Source organism: Aerococcus urinaehominis (genome assembly GCF_001543245.1).
GTDB lineage: Bacteria > Bacillota > Bacilli > Lactobacillales > Aerococcaceae > Aerococcus > Aerococcus urinaehominis.
This window is the reverse complement of record NZ_CP014163.1, coordinates 1468875-1484589: the sequence shown is the minus strand read 5'-3', so window position 1 is coordinate 1484589 and position 15715 is coordinate 1468875. Positions and strand designations below refer to the sequence as shown.

The following is a 15715-nucleotide window of genomic DNA, read 5'->3' as shown; positions in this document are numbered from 1 at the left end:
CTTAAGCCTCCCCCTTCTCTTTAATGATAAAGCGTGATTTTTCATCCTGTTTAATCAACTTACTGGCTGGTTTAACCTGGTCTTGACGCTGACGTTTGTGGTAATGATTCTTTTTATTAGCCGACTTGGACTGGTTCTTTGTATGACCAGCTGACTGGTTATTATTCTTGTGACTATAATTTGACTTACTTTTGTCAAAATGCCGCCGATTAGACCGCCGCTTCCTTGGCTTTTTATGCTGGCTACGGTTATCTTTGCGACGTTGTTTTAATATTTGGGCTTGGTTGTCTGCTTTTTCACTGGCACTGCGTTCATGTCCTAAAACAAAATACGGACAAGCGAAACTACAATACTCCAAAAGATAGTCATCTAAAAAACGAATCTTTTGATTCAACGCAACTCCACGCATGTCATTGTCATAGAAACCACGTAAACGTAGCTGGTCATGGCTCCAATCACCGACGATATAATCAAATTGGTCTAAATAATCTGTATAACGTTCACTAAGATGATCTAGGTCTAAACCACGTCCATAGGTCCTAATTAGGCTAAAATACTGTCCATTGATAGTGATTCGGTCTTCACTTACTCTGTGAATTTCCGCCAGCGGATAGTCAAGGGCAACACGCTCCCTGGCTAGTTCTTGCTTATTTTTGTGTTCTGCCATCAATTACTCCTTGTTTATAAATTGCACATAATCAGCGACTAGCTGTCGCAAAAATTTGGGACTAGCCAGCTGATAATCTAATTCTTTTAATTTTTTAAAATACGGTAGATAAACCAGATGGTCGACACTGGCTAAACAATAATTCTGATTTATCTGAATTTCATCAGGATTAAAAGCCTGGTCAAAGGCTAATTGGCCAAAAATATTTCCTCTAAAACCCATCCCTTTAATTTCCTGATTAATCAATTGATCTTGCAAACTTAAAAATTCTTGATAAATTACTAATAATTCTTTGCCGCTTAGTTCAACCGTCATTACCCGCATGGGATGAGGCAAGGCTTGATGCAAATCGTAGCGACTAACCCGTCCTTGACCCAGGCTATTCAAAAATAAACCTGAATTTAAAACAGCTATATCGGCACCAGTGGCCCATTTTATGGCCTCTAGCGTAAAATATTGCAGATCAGAGACCTGGTGCTCACTCGCTGCTAAGCTGCTAGCAATATATCCCACAGTTTGTTGGTTTAGAGTGCTATTGCCCTGGTTGTACCACCTATTAATTAAGGCCTGATCACCCGGCTGACTCTCCATATCATGACTCGCAATGAGCTGGTCTTTTAATTCACTTATCTGATAAGTGTCATCATCAGGATTTTGCTCTATTTGGAAGGACAAGTGACCCAGGTAATGGCCGTATTTACCAGCACCTGTAAGCAAGGTTTCTCCCTGCCACTCACCTAGCGGCAAAACATGGTGGGTATGGCCCCCAAAAATAACCCGTATTTCTGGGAAATACTGGGCTAACTCCCGGTCCACATCTAAACCTAGGTGACTGATTAAAAAAATAAAGTCATAGTCTTCCGCTGCTTGATGCCTAGCGAGCTCTTGGCTAATACAAGCAATTGGGTCAAGCGGCTGCCAGCCAATCACCTTATAAGAGACCTGATAAGGCGCAGTAGCCGCTAAAAACAATATACGCGCGCCAGACTCAGTCCTGATAATATGGCTAGCTTGGATATAATTAGGTAAACTAGCTGTATCTATATCTACAATGTTATTAAGGATAACAGGGAAGTTAGCCTGTTGATAAAGTTGGTTTAAATGTGGCTTGAGATTGCCGATGCCTTCATTATTGCCAATTGTCACTAAGTCAACGGGTAAATCATTTAGGAATTCAATATTTGCCTGACCATCACTAGCTTCAGTCAAGGGGTGCTGTCGGTCACAAAAATCACCGCCATCAATAAGATATACGGTTTCTCCTTGAGTTTGATGGTTAGCTTTAGCAGCTTGGTAATAGCGGTATACCCGTGGCCAATTTTCAAAATGAGAATGCCAGTCATTCATATGATAAATATGAATTGTTTCCATAATTTACCCCCTTAACTCTCATAAGCTTATCATACCATAAGGCTAGTCACACCCCTAGTAGTAGAAAAAAAGTGGTTGGAATTGCCAACCACTTTTTCGCTAAAACTATTTTTTAGGACATTCTTGGCTCAATGTTTCCGCATTGAAGCCAACTTTTTTTAATAAATTAACCCATTCAACTAAGTCTTCATCTGATAAAACACTGAACATTTTTTCGATGGTATGATGGTGGTTAGGAAAAATATCTGCCATTTTTTCCCGCCCCTCATCAGTAATGTGTACCATAATCACCCGCCGGTCACGATCGCTGACCTGCCTCTTCACAAACTGTTTTTTTTCCAGTTGGTCAATAACATAGGTTAAACTTGAACCAGCAATCATAATTTTACGGCCAATTTTCTGGACCGGTTGACTTCCCTTGTGGTACAAAAGTTCTAAAACGGTAAACTCATTTTCACTCAAACCCTGCTGGCGCATATCACGATAAATCAGGGTCATTATATGTGCCTGGGCTTGTAAGAAGACCCTAAGGGCATGTAGGCTGGAGCTATCTGCGCTTATAGCCTTGTTTTCAGCTTGGTCTAGCTGATCTTTTTCCATATTTTTCTCCTCCTACTGGTCTAGCCAATTAATTAAAGGAACCTGGCCCGAACTAGCTTGGTTAGCCTGCCGCAAGGCCTGGTCTTGACTAGCTTGGCTAGTTACCCGGCCGTCTTTTTGCCAATTATATAGTATTTTACCAATATATTTTAAATTATGAACGTTATTAAAGCTAGCTTCTTTAACAGCTTCTAAAATCAATTGACTAGAAAATTTATCTTCGACTAGCCATTGGCTAATTTGCTGGTATTCCATAGGAGACAAGCCTCGACCAAATTCTTGACTAATTTGGCTAAAAAGATCAGTTTCCTGGACCAATTTCTCATCCTGATTTTGCTTATCCTGTTGGTCCTGCCAATTTTGCACCCGCAATTCCAGCAAATCAAAAGCATAACGCTCGACCTGTTTACCAGAGTCATCCCGGTAATGATCAATTCGTAAAATAGACTTATCCATCAGCGACTGCAAACAAGTGTACAAGTCCGCTTCGGATAAATCCATCCGCTGGCTCAATTGTTTGATACTAGGGAAATGATTACCAGCCTGGCTAGCACTAAGCAAGTGGATTAAAAAGAGCATCTCGAGATTCGTGATGCCCAATTCTTGATAACAAATAAGTAAAATATTTTGAATGACGGTGTATTGGCTGTTGAACACAAGCCTCCCTCTTTTCTACTGGCGGTGTTTTTCAATAAAAGCACTGATTCTTTGCACCGCTTCCTCAATTCTATCGATTGAAATAGCATAAGAATAACGGATATGATCCGGCATACCAAAAGCATCGCCTGGTACCCCAGCTACTAAGGCTTCGGCTAATAAAGCTTCATTAAAGGCATTCACTGACTCAAAACCAGTCATTGCTGCTGCTTCGCTAACGTCCGGGAATAGGTAAAAAGCACCTTGGGGTTTTACAGACATGCGGAAACCAGGCAAACTATTAAACAAATCATAAGCTCGGTTGAGGCGGTCCTCAAAAATTTGCCGCATTTTTTCAGCCTCGCCATATTTTTCATCCTCATTAAGGGCAGCTGCTCCCGCATACTGGTTAACGCCACCGGCTGGTCCGGTTGCTTGACTGGCAAGTTTAGAAACCATTGCAATAACAGTCGAATCCCCCATCACGTAACCCAGTCGCCAACCAGTCATCGAATAAACTTTGGAATGACCATTAACTACTAAGGTTTGGGCCTTAATTTCTTCTGACATAGCGGCCATGGAAAGGGTTGGCGTTCCATTATAAACCAGACGGTTATACATCTCATCTGCAATAATAATAATATCATGAGCTACACAGTAATCACCGATAGCCCGTAATTGCTCTGCATTTAAGGTAATGCCGGATGGATTGTTAGGCGAATTTAAAATTAAGACCTTGGTCTTATCCGTGCGATACTGGTCCAGTAATTCAGGTGTTACCAAGAAACCATCTGCTTCACTAGTTTCAACGATAACTGACTTAGCGCCAGTAATATTCACCTGCTCAACGTAAGATACCCAGTATGGGCTCGGAATTAAAACTTCATCGCCAGCTTCTAAGAGTACCTGGCATAAATAGTAGAGAACAATTTTAGCGCCAGCACCTACATAGATTTGGTTGTCTTGATAGCTAACACCATCTTGACGTAGATGAAAGTCTATAATAGCTTGTTTTAATTCCGGCAAACCTGATACCGGAGCATAATGGTGGCCCTTGCCTTGATACATGGCTTCCTTAGCGGCATCCAGAATATAGTTAGGGGTATCAAAATCAGTATCCCCAACGGTTAAAGAGATAACATCCTTACCTTCATTTTTGAGTGCTCTGGCTACCGCAGCCGTCGCTAGTGTTTTTGATTCTTGCAGGTTCAAGACCCGCTGCGAAAATTTTTCCATATCTATATCCCCTTACAAATTATTAATTGTTTCATACCATTGACCATTATCAGCTCTAATATAATGGTAGCCGAGCTGGCCTTGTTCATCTTCAAAAGATACTTCCCAAATAAAACGCTCATTTTCTAAGCCCAAGCGTGCTGTTAGTAGCTTAACCTGGCCCAGATCATTTTGTGCAATGGCCATGGCATCATCTTCTGTGATGAACTGGTCGGCCTTAGCTTGTTTACTAGACTTTTCTTGAGGCAAATAGGCAAAGTAGATTAGCTCTCCCTGGTCATTAGCACCTATCAAAGTATAATAGGGTTGCTCTTTCGTATAGAGGTAAAATTCATCCAGACGTGCCAGCTTAGCCTCATTTTTTGCTACTGCTATTGCTTCTTGTTCAGCCCTAACTAAGGAAGTCTGTGAGCTAAAAAAGATATGACTGGTCGCCACTATATATACCATTAGTATAATAATTGCTGCCCAAGTAAGTTTTCTTTTCATCCCTTCACCTTCTGTCTTTTAAAGATTGTATACTTGATTCAAAAAGCTTTCAAGTGTAATTGGTACAAAGGTCATGTTTTCTGGCAAACTAGCCTGCACTTGCTTATGATAGCTACTGTCAATAATGCGGTGGTCTAAAGATATCATGTAAGTATGGTCATCCAAACTAGTTAGAGCTCGTCCCAAGAGTTGACGCAACCTGACTAACATTTCTGGCAACGCATAATCGTTAAAGTAATTTTGTTGTTGCTGCTTGGCTAGGTCTGCTTTGGCTAGTTCAAAAACATCATTAGGGGAACGGAAAGGCAAGCGGGTGATAATCATTAAATCCTGACCCGAGGCTAAATGTACCCCTTGGCTAAAAGAAGACGAAGACAGCAATATGGCTCGAGAGGCTTCATCATATTGGCGACGTAATTTTTGCTTGCTAGATCGCGGGTGTTGCGCAAAGACATCCGCCATATCACTAGCAGCTAAGCGCTCATCCAAACCATGGTAAACCCGATCTAAAAGACTGTAAGACTGAAAGAAGACCTGGATTTTTAGAATAGGTGGCTGCCATACCTGGGTTAAAAGATCGACTATATAAGCAGCTGCCTGGCCTTCTGACATTTTGTCTATAGAAGGTCGATCAGTTAATAAAAAGGCTGAGACTTGTTTTTGATAATTAAAATAGGCTGGATAGGTGAGCTGCTGATAGTGGGGCAATCCGAATTTTGTCTCAATATAATCATCATTAGCTAGGATGTTATTAGTAGCAGAAACCAGCAGTTTTTTATGGTTAAAACTCTGGATAAATCTAGCTAGAGATTGATTAGAAGATTTTAAATAACAGTTAAAGCAGAAATCTAATTGGTCATCCTCCTGTTGACAAGACAAAATCAGGAAATATTCTGCTAAATTTACTGGTTTGGTTAAGTCAGTCAACCAAGATAGCCAATTAACAATTGGACTTTCATCGATTAGCTGATCTAATTTTGTCAGTAACTCGGTTAAATCAGCAAGTAACCGGTGAGCTTCTTGCATATCAGTCCACCAGTTACTAGTTGTAATCTGGTCACTCGACAAATAAAAGTGGCTTTCGGGCTGATTCATATAGTAATGTTTGGCCTGGAAGTTTCCCTTTAAGTCTAGCTCAGCCTGGTCTAAATGAACCTGGATACGGTCAACTAAAAGACTCGCCTGTCGCATCAAGCCAAAAGCTTTTACAGTATTTGACTGACTGACTAAGTCATCAGCCAAGGACAATAAACCTGCCTGAATCTCATCAAGGCTCTTGATTAAATCTGCAAGGGATTGACGGTAGCTATTAGCCTGAAAGAACATATCTGGCAAATTATGGCTCTCATCAAACACAGTGATAGCTAGGTCTAGTGCTTGCAAGTCTGCTTGATGGTTTAAGCAAAAAGCATGGTTAGTTATCACATAATCAGCATTTTTAGCTAACTGCCAGGCCTGGTCATAAAAAGCATAAGGGCCCCAGTCAGTAATGCTAGCTGGTTGGCAATCTAACTGCCTCATGGTCTGCCAATAGTCATCATAGATTAAACCTCGATTAAGCTCCGACAAATCGCCTGTTGTTGTTTCAGATAACCATACTAAGACAGCTAGGTGGGTTAGGGCCTGTTTTTTATTAATCCGTTTGGTATTGGCCATTAATTCTTGGTGGTATCCCAGAAAATGATTGAGGTCTATGTAGTGGTGGGCCGCCTTTAAAACAGTAATCCTTACTGGTAAGCCCTGATAATTAACCAAGGCTGGTAAAGATTGGTTAACTAGCTGTTCTTGGAGCATAATTGTCGCGGTAGAGATTAATTTGCGACCAACTACCGCTTGATCACAAGCTAGCAAATAAGCCAAGGATTTACCCAGACCACTAGGGGCATTAACAAAAGCTATATCCGCCCCTTGGTCTTGGTTAATAAAATCAACCATATCCGTTAGCATATGCTGTTGACCAGGACGCAAAACTGGCCTGGCTCGACTAGTATCAGGAACAATTTCTCCTGTGAACAACTGCTGAGATAAACATAGACCCTTCACTGTTTGATATTTCTGGCTAGCTAGCTGATCATGATTATCCGCCCACCAACTACTAAGATAAGCACCTGTTTCCCTAATTAAAAAAGGTAAAAAGGGACGGATATGCGTCATTAAGCTGGCAGGCCAGTGGGCAACCTTAGTCTGCATAGCTAATAGCAAATGTGCAGTTGCTAAGGCATCTTCGTAGGCTGAATGCGCCTGGTCAAGCTGATAGCCAATCGTCTCACTTATATCTGCCAACTTGTAAGATTGGGCTTGAGGATATAAAACACGAGCCAGTTGCACAGTATCGATACCGGGATTTTTTAAAGGGGGATAACCAGCCTTTTTCAAACTAGTTGATAGAAATTTATAATCAAAATTAATATTGTGGGCAACAAAAACCGCCCCTTCTAACATTTGATAAACTTGGCCAGCTACCTGGTCAAAACTAGGTTGACTAACCAACATATGGTCGTAAATGCCAGTTAAACGGCTAATCGTGCGAGATAAACTTAAATGGGGGTTGACCAATTGGTTATAGCGGTCAGTTATCTCACCATCTTGACAAACCACAATACCAATCTGGATGATTTTGTCCCCGCGATCAATTGATGGCCCAGATGTTTCTAAGTCAACTACTGCATATTTTACCAAGTCAGTCACCTCCTAACTAAGAATTTAAACTAGCAATATAAGCCAAGATTTGGTCTGCTTCATTAGCCAATTGCCCCCTGACGATTGCTTCTTCAGCCTGGTCTAACCAAGTACCAATTAAGGCCCGTGGCTGAGGGTCAAAGTGTTTAATAATATCATTTCCCTTGATAGCCATATCTTTTTTTGATGCGATGGGCACCTGTTCAGCCAAAACTGGTAGTGATGCAAGTTGAGATGGGCTAAAGGCCTGACCAAAGTGGTCTCCTTCAGTCTGACTAACAGCTAATAGCTCTTCCACATTTAAAACAGGTTGGTAGCCTAACTGGTAAAGCGACCACACATCCCAGATTTCCTGGTCACGTCGTTGGTAGAGAATATCAAGATAGGTTAGGATAGCTTGCCGATCTTGGTTTGACATTTTCCACTCTCGGCTAAGTTGTCGCCCTAGATTTTGACCAGCTTGCTGGTGATTTTGGCTAGAAAAAATTAACAGGGCCCAAGCCAATTGATAGTTAGGGAAGCGTACCGAATGACTTACTTTTTGACATAGGTAGGCTAGCCCACTAGCTAACTGGTCAAAACTGGGCAGTTGCTGGTGTAACCCTGACTGGTACATCAGCTGTAAGGCCCGCTGCCAAGCTGGTCCTAACCAGAGTTTATTCATTTCAACTAGAATTCTCTCAATAGCAATTTTATTCAGCAGGTGCTGAAGATTAACCAAGGCATTCTGCGTATCGTCATCCAATTGGAAATTCAATTGGCTCAAAAAACGCAGGGCCCGCATCATCCTCAAAGCATCCTCACTAAAACGTTCCTGGGGACAACCGACTGCCCTAATCAATCCTGCTTGCAAATCTGCCTGACCAGCAAAATAGTCAATCACCTGTCCACCTGCGTCCATAGCCAGGGCATTAATCGTAAAATCTCGCCGCAGTAAATCCTCTTTTAGATCTTTTACAAAGGTCACCTGGTCTGGCCGGCGATAATCAGTGTAGGGACCTTCGCTGCGATAGGTTGTTACCTCATATTTTCCACCATTATATAGGACCAAGACAGTGCCATGCTCTACGCCTAAATCAACATGCTTGGGGAAAAGCTTTTGAATCTCAACTGGATAGGCTGAAGAAGTAATATCAATATCGTGGATTGGTCGGCCTAAAAGATAGTCACGGACACAGCCGCCAACAAAATAGGCCTCGTAGCCGGCGGTATGTAGGCGATTAAGCACAGGTTTGGCCTGGTCAAAAATAGCTGCTAGACTCACAGGATATGCTCCAAACCATAAATTAAACCTGTTTCTTGGCCTACTTTTTCTAAGGCCAAAGCAACCCCATGCATATAAGATTCCCGATCATAAGAATCTTGACGGATGGTTAAGCCTTCACCTGGTGCACCAAATTGAACAACTTGGTGGGAATTAAGACCAGGTAAACGGACTGAATGAATATGAATGCCATGGTAATTTGCGCCCCGAGCACCAGCCATTGATTCTTTTTCCTCAGGGTGTCCTTGCTGGTGGTCTCCCCGGTTTTCATAAATTAGGCGGGCCGTTTTTTCTGCCGTACCTGATGGTGCATCTAATTTTTGATCATGGTGTAATTCAATAATTTCAACATCTTTAAAATACTTAGCAGCCTGACCAGCAAACACCTGCATGAGTACTGAAGAAATCGCAAAATTAGGCGCGATGATGCCAGAAATCTGTTTATTTTTAGCAAGTTTACTCAATTCAGCTAAGTCGGCATCAGTAAATCCAGATGTACCAACTATTGGATGAACGCCAGCTTGTAGACACAACTTGGTGTTAATAAAAGCTGATTGCGGTTGAGAAAAGTCTACTACAGCATCTGCTTCCAACTGGTTTAAGGCAGTCTCTAGATTAGCAAAAACAGGTGCCCGGTCAGACCAAAAAGCAACCTGATCAGCTAAATCACCTGCTTCAATAGCCGGGTCAACCAAACCTGCTAGCTCAAAATCCGCGTGATTTTGAACCATATGCGCAGATGTTGATCCCATCCGTCCTAAAAATCCAGAAACAATTACTTTCATTTTCATCTCTCCTTTTTATTCATTATAATCAGCAAAGCCACCAGGCCAGTTAGCCAGCTCTCCAGACTCATTTTGCATCAAATGCGGATGGGCTTGAGCTAAGGCTGCTAATCTTTCCAATTGACCATCTTCGCGTAAGAAAGTCATATAGTCTAATAGAAAATCTTCATCTGCTTTAAGCTCAGCATAAGCTAGCTGGTAATTAGCTCGCGCCTGGTCATAATCCTCTTGTTCATTAGCTAATCTAGCTTTCAACCAATGGTAATGAGGCTCATTGAAATCAGCCCGGTCTAACCGGTCCACTAAATGATTGGCCTGGGTAAAGTCTGATGATTGGATATATAGGGTCAGCAATAAGAGATTAGCCTCCGCATAATCTGGTTCAAGGTCCAGGGCTTGTTTCAAATAGTCGATGGCCAGGTCCAGCTGACCCACTTTTTGCTTGAGGCGGGCCATTGCCAAATAATTATGGCTCTGAAAAGGATTCTTTGCTATTGCTTCTTGATACAATTGACTGGCTTGGTCATAGTCATAAAAATGATCTGCTAGGTCAGCATAACTAGCTAGCAAGGTATCTTTAAGTTGCTGGTCATGATAAAGCTGATCAAAAAGCCCACGAGCTGTTTCATAATGGTTGGCTTCAAAATGAAGAATAGCCAAAAGGTTCTTTTGGTCTTGGGTAAGCTGGTCTAATCCTAATTGGCTTAATAAGTCAATAGCTTGGTCAAGCTGGCCACTTTGCGCCAGAGCGTAGGCATAGTGTTCATGGATCTGGTCTTTTAAGCTAGCATCTAAAGATTTACTAGTTAATAATGCTTGATAGGCTGCCAGGGCCGTTTTAAAATCCCCTTGCATATAAGCTAATTCAGCAATACCAAATGCGATTACATCTTGGTCAGGTGCCAAGGCCTGGGCCTCCTGTAATTTTACTAGGCTAACTTCAGGTAAAGAGAGCATTTGATAAGCATCTGCTTGTAACAATAAGCTATTAAGATAGAGGGGATCTTCATCATCCACCAATAATAAATAGTCTATTCCTGTCTCATAATCACCATTATCCATGGCTAGTTCACCTTGTAAAATTAACCATTGGGTAAGCCCAGGGTAATTTTTCTCACCCAAATTGTAAATAGCTTGTGCATAATCAACAAAGCCATACTGGCTCATTTGATAACCGTAGCTGGCTAAATCTTCCTGATCGCCAGTCTGGTCGAGTAGATGCAGGAAATCAGCGAAAAGCTGGTTGGCACGGTCTAGATCATCTGCCTGGATGGCTTGCATAATATCTGTTATAAATTGGTCCATCAGACACCTCCATGCCCTTTATTTTAGCATAAGTTAGCTATAATAAAGAAGTTATTCAAAATTATAAACAAGAACAGATATAAAAAAACAGGTTGGCTAAACCAACCTGTTCTTATTTATAAATATGAGGATGCTTATTTAACAGCATCTTTTAGGCCTTTACCTGGTTTGAAGGCAGGCACTTTGCTAGCTGCAATCTGGATTTCTTCACCAGTTTGTGGGTTGCGGCCCTTGCGAGCAGCGCGGTCACGAACTTCAAAGTTACCAAAACCGATGATTTGAACTTTTTCACCATCAGCTAAGTGTTCTTGAATTGCTTCAAAAACAGCATCAACAACTGGAGCTACTGTTTTTTTAGGTTCACCCACTTTGTCTACAACTGCTTGAACTAAGTCTGCTTTATTTGCCATTAATATTTTCACCTCCTCATATGAGATTCAATATGTAATCTACATATCGGACTTATCTAAAAAAGAGATAATCCTCTATAAAATATAACATATAAGCCTTGATATGACAATATTTCTTTAGGCTTTTTTAGCCTGGCTAGCTCCGTTCCCGGGTAATAATTCGAATCGGCGTTCCGGTAAAATCAAAGGATTTTCTAATTTGATTTGCTAGAAAACGTTCATAAGAAAAGTGCATCAGCTCTTTATCATTGACAAAGGCCACAAAAGTCGGTGGCTTAGTAGATACTTGGGTTAGATAGTATACCCTAAGCTTACGCCCTTTATCTGATGGCGCAGGATTGACCAACATCGCTTCTCTAAGTACATCATTCAAGAGTGAAGATTGCACACGTTGACTATGGTTAGCTGCTACTTGTTTAATTAAGGCTGGTAGCTTATGCAAACGTTGCTTAGTCTCAGCTGAAACAAAGATAATTGGTGCATAGTCTAAGAAACGAAATGCATCGCGAATATCCTCTTCAAATTCTTTCATGGTATGATTGTCTTTTTCTAAAGTATCCCACTTATTAACCACAATAATCACACCACAGCCAGCCTCATGGGCATAGCCTGCAATATTCTTATCTTGTTCTTGAATACCTTCCTCAGCATTAACCACAATTAAAGCAACATCAGACCTTTCAATTGCCCGCATTGCACGCATGACCGAATATTTTTCTGTCGATTCATATACCTTACCACGCTTACGCATGCCAGCAGTGTCAATAATTAGATAGTCTTGCCCATCCACCTTAAATGGGGCATCAATGGCATCTCGTGTCGTACCAGCAACATCAGAGACAATTGACCGATCTTCACCTAGGATAGCATTAACTAGGGATGATTTGCCAACATTAGGTCGACCAATCAGGCAGAAACGAATGATATCATCCTCATCATTTAAGTCCGGATCCTTAGGCATGATTTCAAAAACTTGGTCGAGAATATCTCCCAAGCCCAGACCATGGGCACCTGATAAGGGATAGGGATCTCCTAAGCCCAAGGCATAAAACTCATAAATATCGCTGCGTTGTTCTGGATTATCCACCTTGTTAACTGCTAAAATAACTGGCTTGTTAGTGCGGTGGAGCAGTTGCGCAATCATTTCGTCCGTATCTGTGACACCGTCTTTAACGTTAGTCAACATAATAATAACATCGGCTTCTGCCATAGCTATTTCAGCTTGATAGCGAATCTGACTATTAAAATCTTGGTCATCAAATTCTAGGCCACCGGTATCAATCAGGTTAATCTGCCGGCCCAGCCATTCTGCTTGCGCATAGATTCGGTCACGGGTTACACCAGGAATATCTTCAACAATACTCAATCTTTCCCCAACAATTCGATTAAAGATTGTTGACTTGCCAACATTAGGACGGCCAACAATTGCAATTGTTAGACTAGCCATACTAGCCTCCTTTCTGATTAAAAAAAGGATCTGGACTAATGTCCTAGACCCTTTAATTGTATAAACTATGACTTAATTATTCTTCATCAAAGTTCAAATCTTTTAATTGTTCACCTAAAAGGTCACCAAATGTAAAGCTTGTTTCTTCCTCTACATGTTGGGTATTTTGACGTTGACGATTGTCTTGACGTCCAGAAGATTGACGGTTGTTGTCACGACGTTTATTTTGACGTGGTTGACGGTCACCCTCTTCACGTTTAGGTGCTTCTTCTAAAGCCTTGATAGAAAGTGATAGACGTTCTTCCTCTGGGTTCACATCTAAAACTTTAACTTGAACTTCTTGGCCTTCTTCAAGTTTTTCACTTGCTGCGGCAATATGGTCATGAGAAATTTGTGAGATATGAACTAAGCCTTCAACACCAGGGAACACTTCTACGAAGGCACCGAAGTCAACTAGGCGACGAACAACACCATCTAGAGTAGCGCCCTTAGGTGCTTTCTCTTCGATATTTTCCCAAGGACCTTCTTGAGTATCTTTAATAGACAATGAAATACGGCCACGTTCTTTATCAACTGATAAGATTTTAACTTCAACTTCTTGACCAACTTCTAACTCATCAGAAGGATGTTTTACATGGTGGTGAGCAATTTGTGAGATGTGTACTAAACCATCAATGCCACCTAAATCTACAAAGGCACCAAAGTTAGCTAAACGAGCTACTTCACCTGTGACGATTTGTCCATCTTCAAATTGTTCTAATTTTTCAGCACGCTCTGCAGCACGTTTTTCTGCAGCAATTTCTTTATGAGAAAGGATTAGACGGTTTTCATTTGGATCGATTTCAACAATCTTAACTTCTAAGTCTTGACCTTTGTATTTAGAGAAATCTTCAACAAAGAAATCTTCTACCATTGAAGCAGGGATGAAACCACGAACACCAGCATCAACAACTAGGCCACCCTTAACAACTGACTTAACTGGAACAGTAATTGTCTCGTTATTTTCAGCTTTTTCTTCTAATTCTTTCCAAACTTTCTTAGCATCTACGCGACGTTTAGAAAGTAAGAATGAGCCATTTTCTTTCTCTTTGATTGGCTTAACAACAACTAATTCAATTTTGTCGCCAACCTTAACGATTTCTGAAATATCGTCAACAGGTGTTGCAGATAATTCACGTTTAGGAATAACCCCTTCAACACCAGCGCCTTCAATACCTACGATAACTTGATCATTATCATCGATAGTTAAGACTTCACCGATAACAGTATCGCCAATTTTCACCTCTTTTGTTTCGGCAAATAAATCAGCCATTGATGGCATTTCTTCATTTACCTCGTTGTTTGCTTGTTCTTCAAATTCGTTTGACATAAACCTAAATCCTCTCCTAGTAATACTAAAACTCGCTAATTATAAGCGATACAAAATAATTATATCATCAATTTTTTCTCTTGACAAGAATTTTTACTTATTTAATGGCCAATCATCCGCTGCTCAACTTGGTCTAACATCAGTTGCTCTACTTGATCCAAGCTTAAATCCGACGAGTCAATAACAATCGCATCTTCTGCCACGCGTAATGGACTCTCAGCACGTCCCATGTCATACTGGTCACGACGAGTGATTTCTGCCTCTAATTCTGCCAGCGACATACCAGAAAGACCCTTATCTTGATTCTCTAAATAGCGGCGTCTAGCTCTCTCAGCTACTGAAGCGGTTAAATAGAACTTAAGGTCTGCTGTTGGTAAGACCACTGTACCAATATCACGACCGTCCATAACTACTCCAGCTCCTTGATGGGCAAAGGCCTGTTGTTTAGCAACTAGTGCTTGGCGAACAGGTCTGAGCGCGGCATATTCAGATACTAATCTTGACACCTGATCTTGGCGTATTTCCTTAGTAACGTCTCGGTCTCCGAGCCATACATGCTGGCCATCAGCTTCACGCGTAAAACTAATATTAAAATCAGCTAACAGTTTAGCAAGACAAATTGAGTCAGTGCTTGGGCAGTTTGCTTCTATCGCTAGTAAGCTAAAAGCCCGATACATGGCGCCCGTATCTAAATAAATAAAATCTAAATCTGTCGCCAAGCGCTTTGCAATTGTACTTTTTCCAGAAGATGCTGGGCCATCAATGGCAATCATCATAATAGCACCTCCTAATGAACTTGTAAGACTGTCCCTGGTGCAATTGCTGAATCTACACTTAAGCCATTGAGTGCTAACAATTCATCAAGAGACATCCCATGGTTAACAGCAATTCGATAGAGGCTATCACCTGGTTGTACAGTATAGGCTGAAGCAGCCTGTTCTTGTTGAGCAGTTTCTTGGACCCGAGAAGCTTCTAAGGATGCCTGTTCGGATGCTTGGGCAGCCAGATATTGTTCCTCGGCTTGACGTGATGAAGCCAAGGCCGCTTCTTGTGATTTACTAGCTGCTAGTCGCGAAGATTCTTGTTTAGCAGCCTCTTCCTCAGACTTTTTCTTTGCTGCCGCTTCAGATTGCTTTTTATCTTCTGCTTGGCTTTCCTTGTTCTCGGTTTTTTGTACCATCACTTGGTCAGCAGTCTGAGGTTCCGGTACCCGTTCACGTTCATAACCGATAGCCAGCATAACTAGCGGCACCACCACGACTGTTATTAGTAAAACCAACACTACCTTCATAAGGGGCGATACCGATTTGTTCCCCTTATTTCTAGCTGAACGAGAATATTGGCGGTTCTTTAAATTTTCATATTCACCATAGCTATTTTCAACTTTAGTATCATCAGCAGTTTTTTTGCTAAATTTATTTTTTAATTCGTTCCAACGTGACATCATTCATCCCCCT

Annotated in this window: 15 protein-coding genes; all 15 read right to left on the bottom strand. The window is 41.3% G+C overall.

What is annotated here, in order from left to right:
- Position 1 precedes the first annotated feature (1 nt).
- On the bottom strand, positions 2 to 667 hold the full coding sequence (locus tag AWM75_RS06880) for a YutD family protein (RefSeq protein WP_067980036.1): 666 nt from the start codon (positions 665 to 667) through the stop codon (positions 2 to 4).
- A 3-nt stretch (positions 668 to 670) separates the two neighbouring features.
- Positions 671 to 2038, bottom strand: a complete 1368-nt coding sequence (locus tag AWM75_RS06875; RefSeq protein WP_067980033.1) for a bifunctional metallophosphatase/5'-nucleotidase — start codon at positions 2036 to 2038, stop codon at positions 671 to 673.
- A gap of 105 nt (positions 2039 to 2143) precedes the next feature.
- A complete protein-coding gene (locus tag AWM75_RS06870; RefSeq protein WP_067980030.1) occupies positions 2144 to 2638 on the bottom strand; it encodes a MarR family winged helix-turn-helix transcriptional regulator in 495 nt (164 codons plus the stop codon).
- A gap of 12 nt (positions 2639 to 2650) precedes the next feature.
- On the bottom strand, positions 2651 to 3295 hold the full coding sequence (locus tag AWM75_RS06865; protein WP_067980027.1) for a DnaD domain protein: 645 nt from the start codon (positions 3293 to 3295) through the stop codon (positions 2651 to 2653).
- 15 nt (positions 3296 to 3310) lie between these two features.
- A complete protein-coding gene (locus AWM75_RS06860) occupies positions 3311 to 4510 on the bottom strand; it encodes a pyridoxal phosphate-dependent aminotransferase (RefSeq protein WP_067980024.1) in 1200 nt (399 codons plus the stop codon).
- A gap of 12 nt (positions 4511 to 4522) precedes the next feature.
- Positions 4523 to 4999, bottom strand: coding sequence for a cell wall elongation regulator TseB-like domain-containing protein (locus AWM75_RS06855; protein ID WP_067980020.1), 477 nt, complete (start codon positions 4997 to 4999; stop codon positions 4523 to 4525).
- Between the two features lie 18 nt (positions 5000 to 5017).
- Entirely contained in the window at positions 5018 to 7678 is a 2661-nt protein-coding gene (locus AWM75_RS06850; RefSeq protein ID WP_067980017.1) for an exonuclease domain-containing protein, read from the bottom strand.
- Positions 7679 to 7694: 16 nt separating this feature from the next.
- On the bottom strand, positions 7695 to 8942 hold the full coding sequence (locus AWM75_RS06845; RefSeq protein WP_067980014.1) for a CCA tRNA nucleotidyltransferase: 1248 nt from the start codon (positions 8940 to 8942) through the stop codon (positions 7695 to 7697).
- Positions 8939 to 9727: a 4-hydroxy-tetrahydrodipicolinate reductase gene (gene dapB / locus AWM75_RS06840; protein WP_067980011.1), complete on the bottom strand. Its 789-nt coding sequence runs from the start codon at positions 9725 to 9727 to the stop codon at positions 8939 to 8941. The genes AWM75_RS06845 and dapB overlap by 4 nt, the downstream gene beginning before the upstream one ends.
- A 15-nt stretch (positions 9728 to 9742) precedes the next feature.
- Positions 9743 to 11032, bottom strand: coding sequence for a tetratricopeptide repeat protein (locus tag AWM75_RS06835; RefSeq protein ID WP_067980007.1), 1290 nt, complete (start codon positions 11030 to 11032; stop codon positions 9743 to 9745).
- A gap of 134 nt (positions 11033 to 11166) precedes the next feature.
- Complete coding sequence (locus AWM75_RS06830; protein ID WP_067980004.1) at positions 11167 to 11442, bottom strand: HU family DNA-binding protein; 276 nt, start codon at positions 11440 to 11442, stop codon at positions 11167 to 11169.
- Positions 11443 to 11578: 136 nt separating this feature from the next.
- Entirely contained in the window at positions 11579 to 12889 is a 1311-nt protein-coding gene (der, locus tag AWM75_RS06825; RefSeq protein WP_067980001.1) for a ribosome biogenesis GTPase Der, read from the bottom strand.
- 76 nt (positions 12890 to 12965) lie between these two features.
- Positions 12966 to 14258: a 30S ribosomal protein S1 gene (gene rpsA / locus AWM75_RS06820; protein WP_067979998.1), complete on the bottom strand. Its 1293-nt coding sequence runs from the start codon at positions 14256 to 14258 to the stop codon at positions 12966 to 12968.
- Between the two features lie 101 nt (positions 14259 to 14359).
- Positions 14360 to 15034 (bottom strand): (d)CMP kinase, encoded by a 675-nt coding sequence (cmk, locus tag AWM75_RS06815; RefSeq protein WP_067979996.1) that lies wholly within the window; start codon positions 15032 to 15034, stop codon positions 14360 to 14362.
- An 11-nt stretch (positions 15035 to 15045) separates the two neighbouring features.
- Positions 15046 to 15702 (bottom strand): LysM peptidoglycan-binding domain-containing protein, encoded by a 657-nt coding sequence (locus AWM75_RS06810; protein WP_067979993.1) that lies wholly within the window; start codon positions 15700 to 15702, stop codon positions 15046 to 15048.
- Positions 15703 to 15715 lie beyond the last annotated feature (13 nt).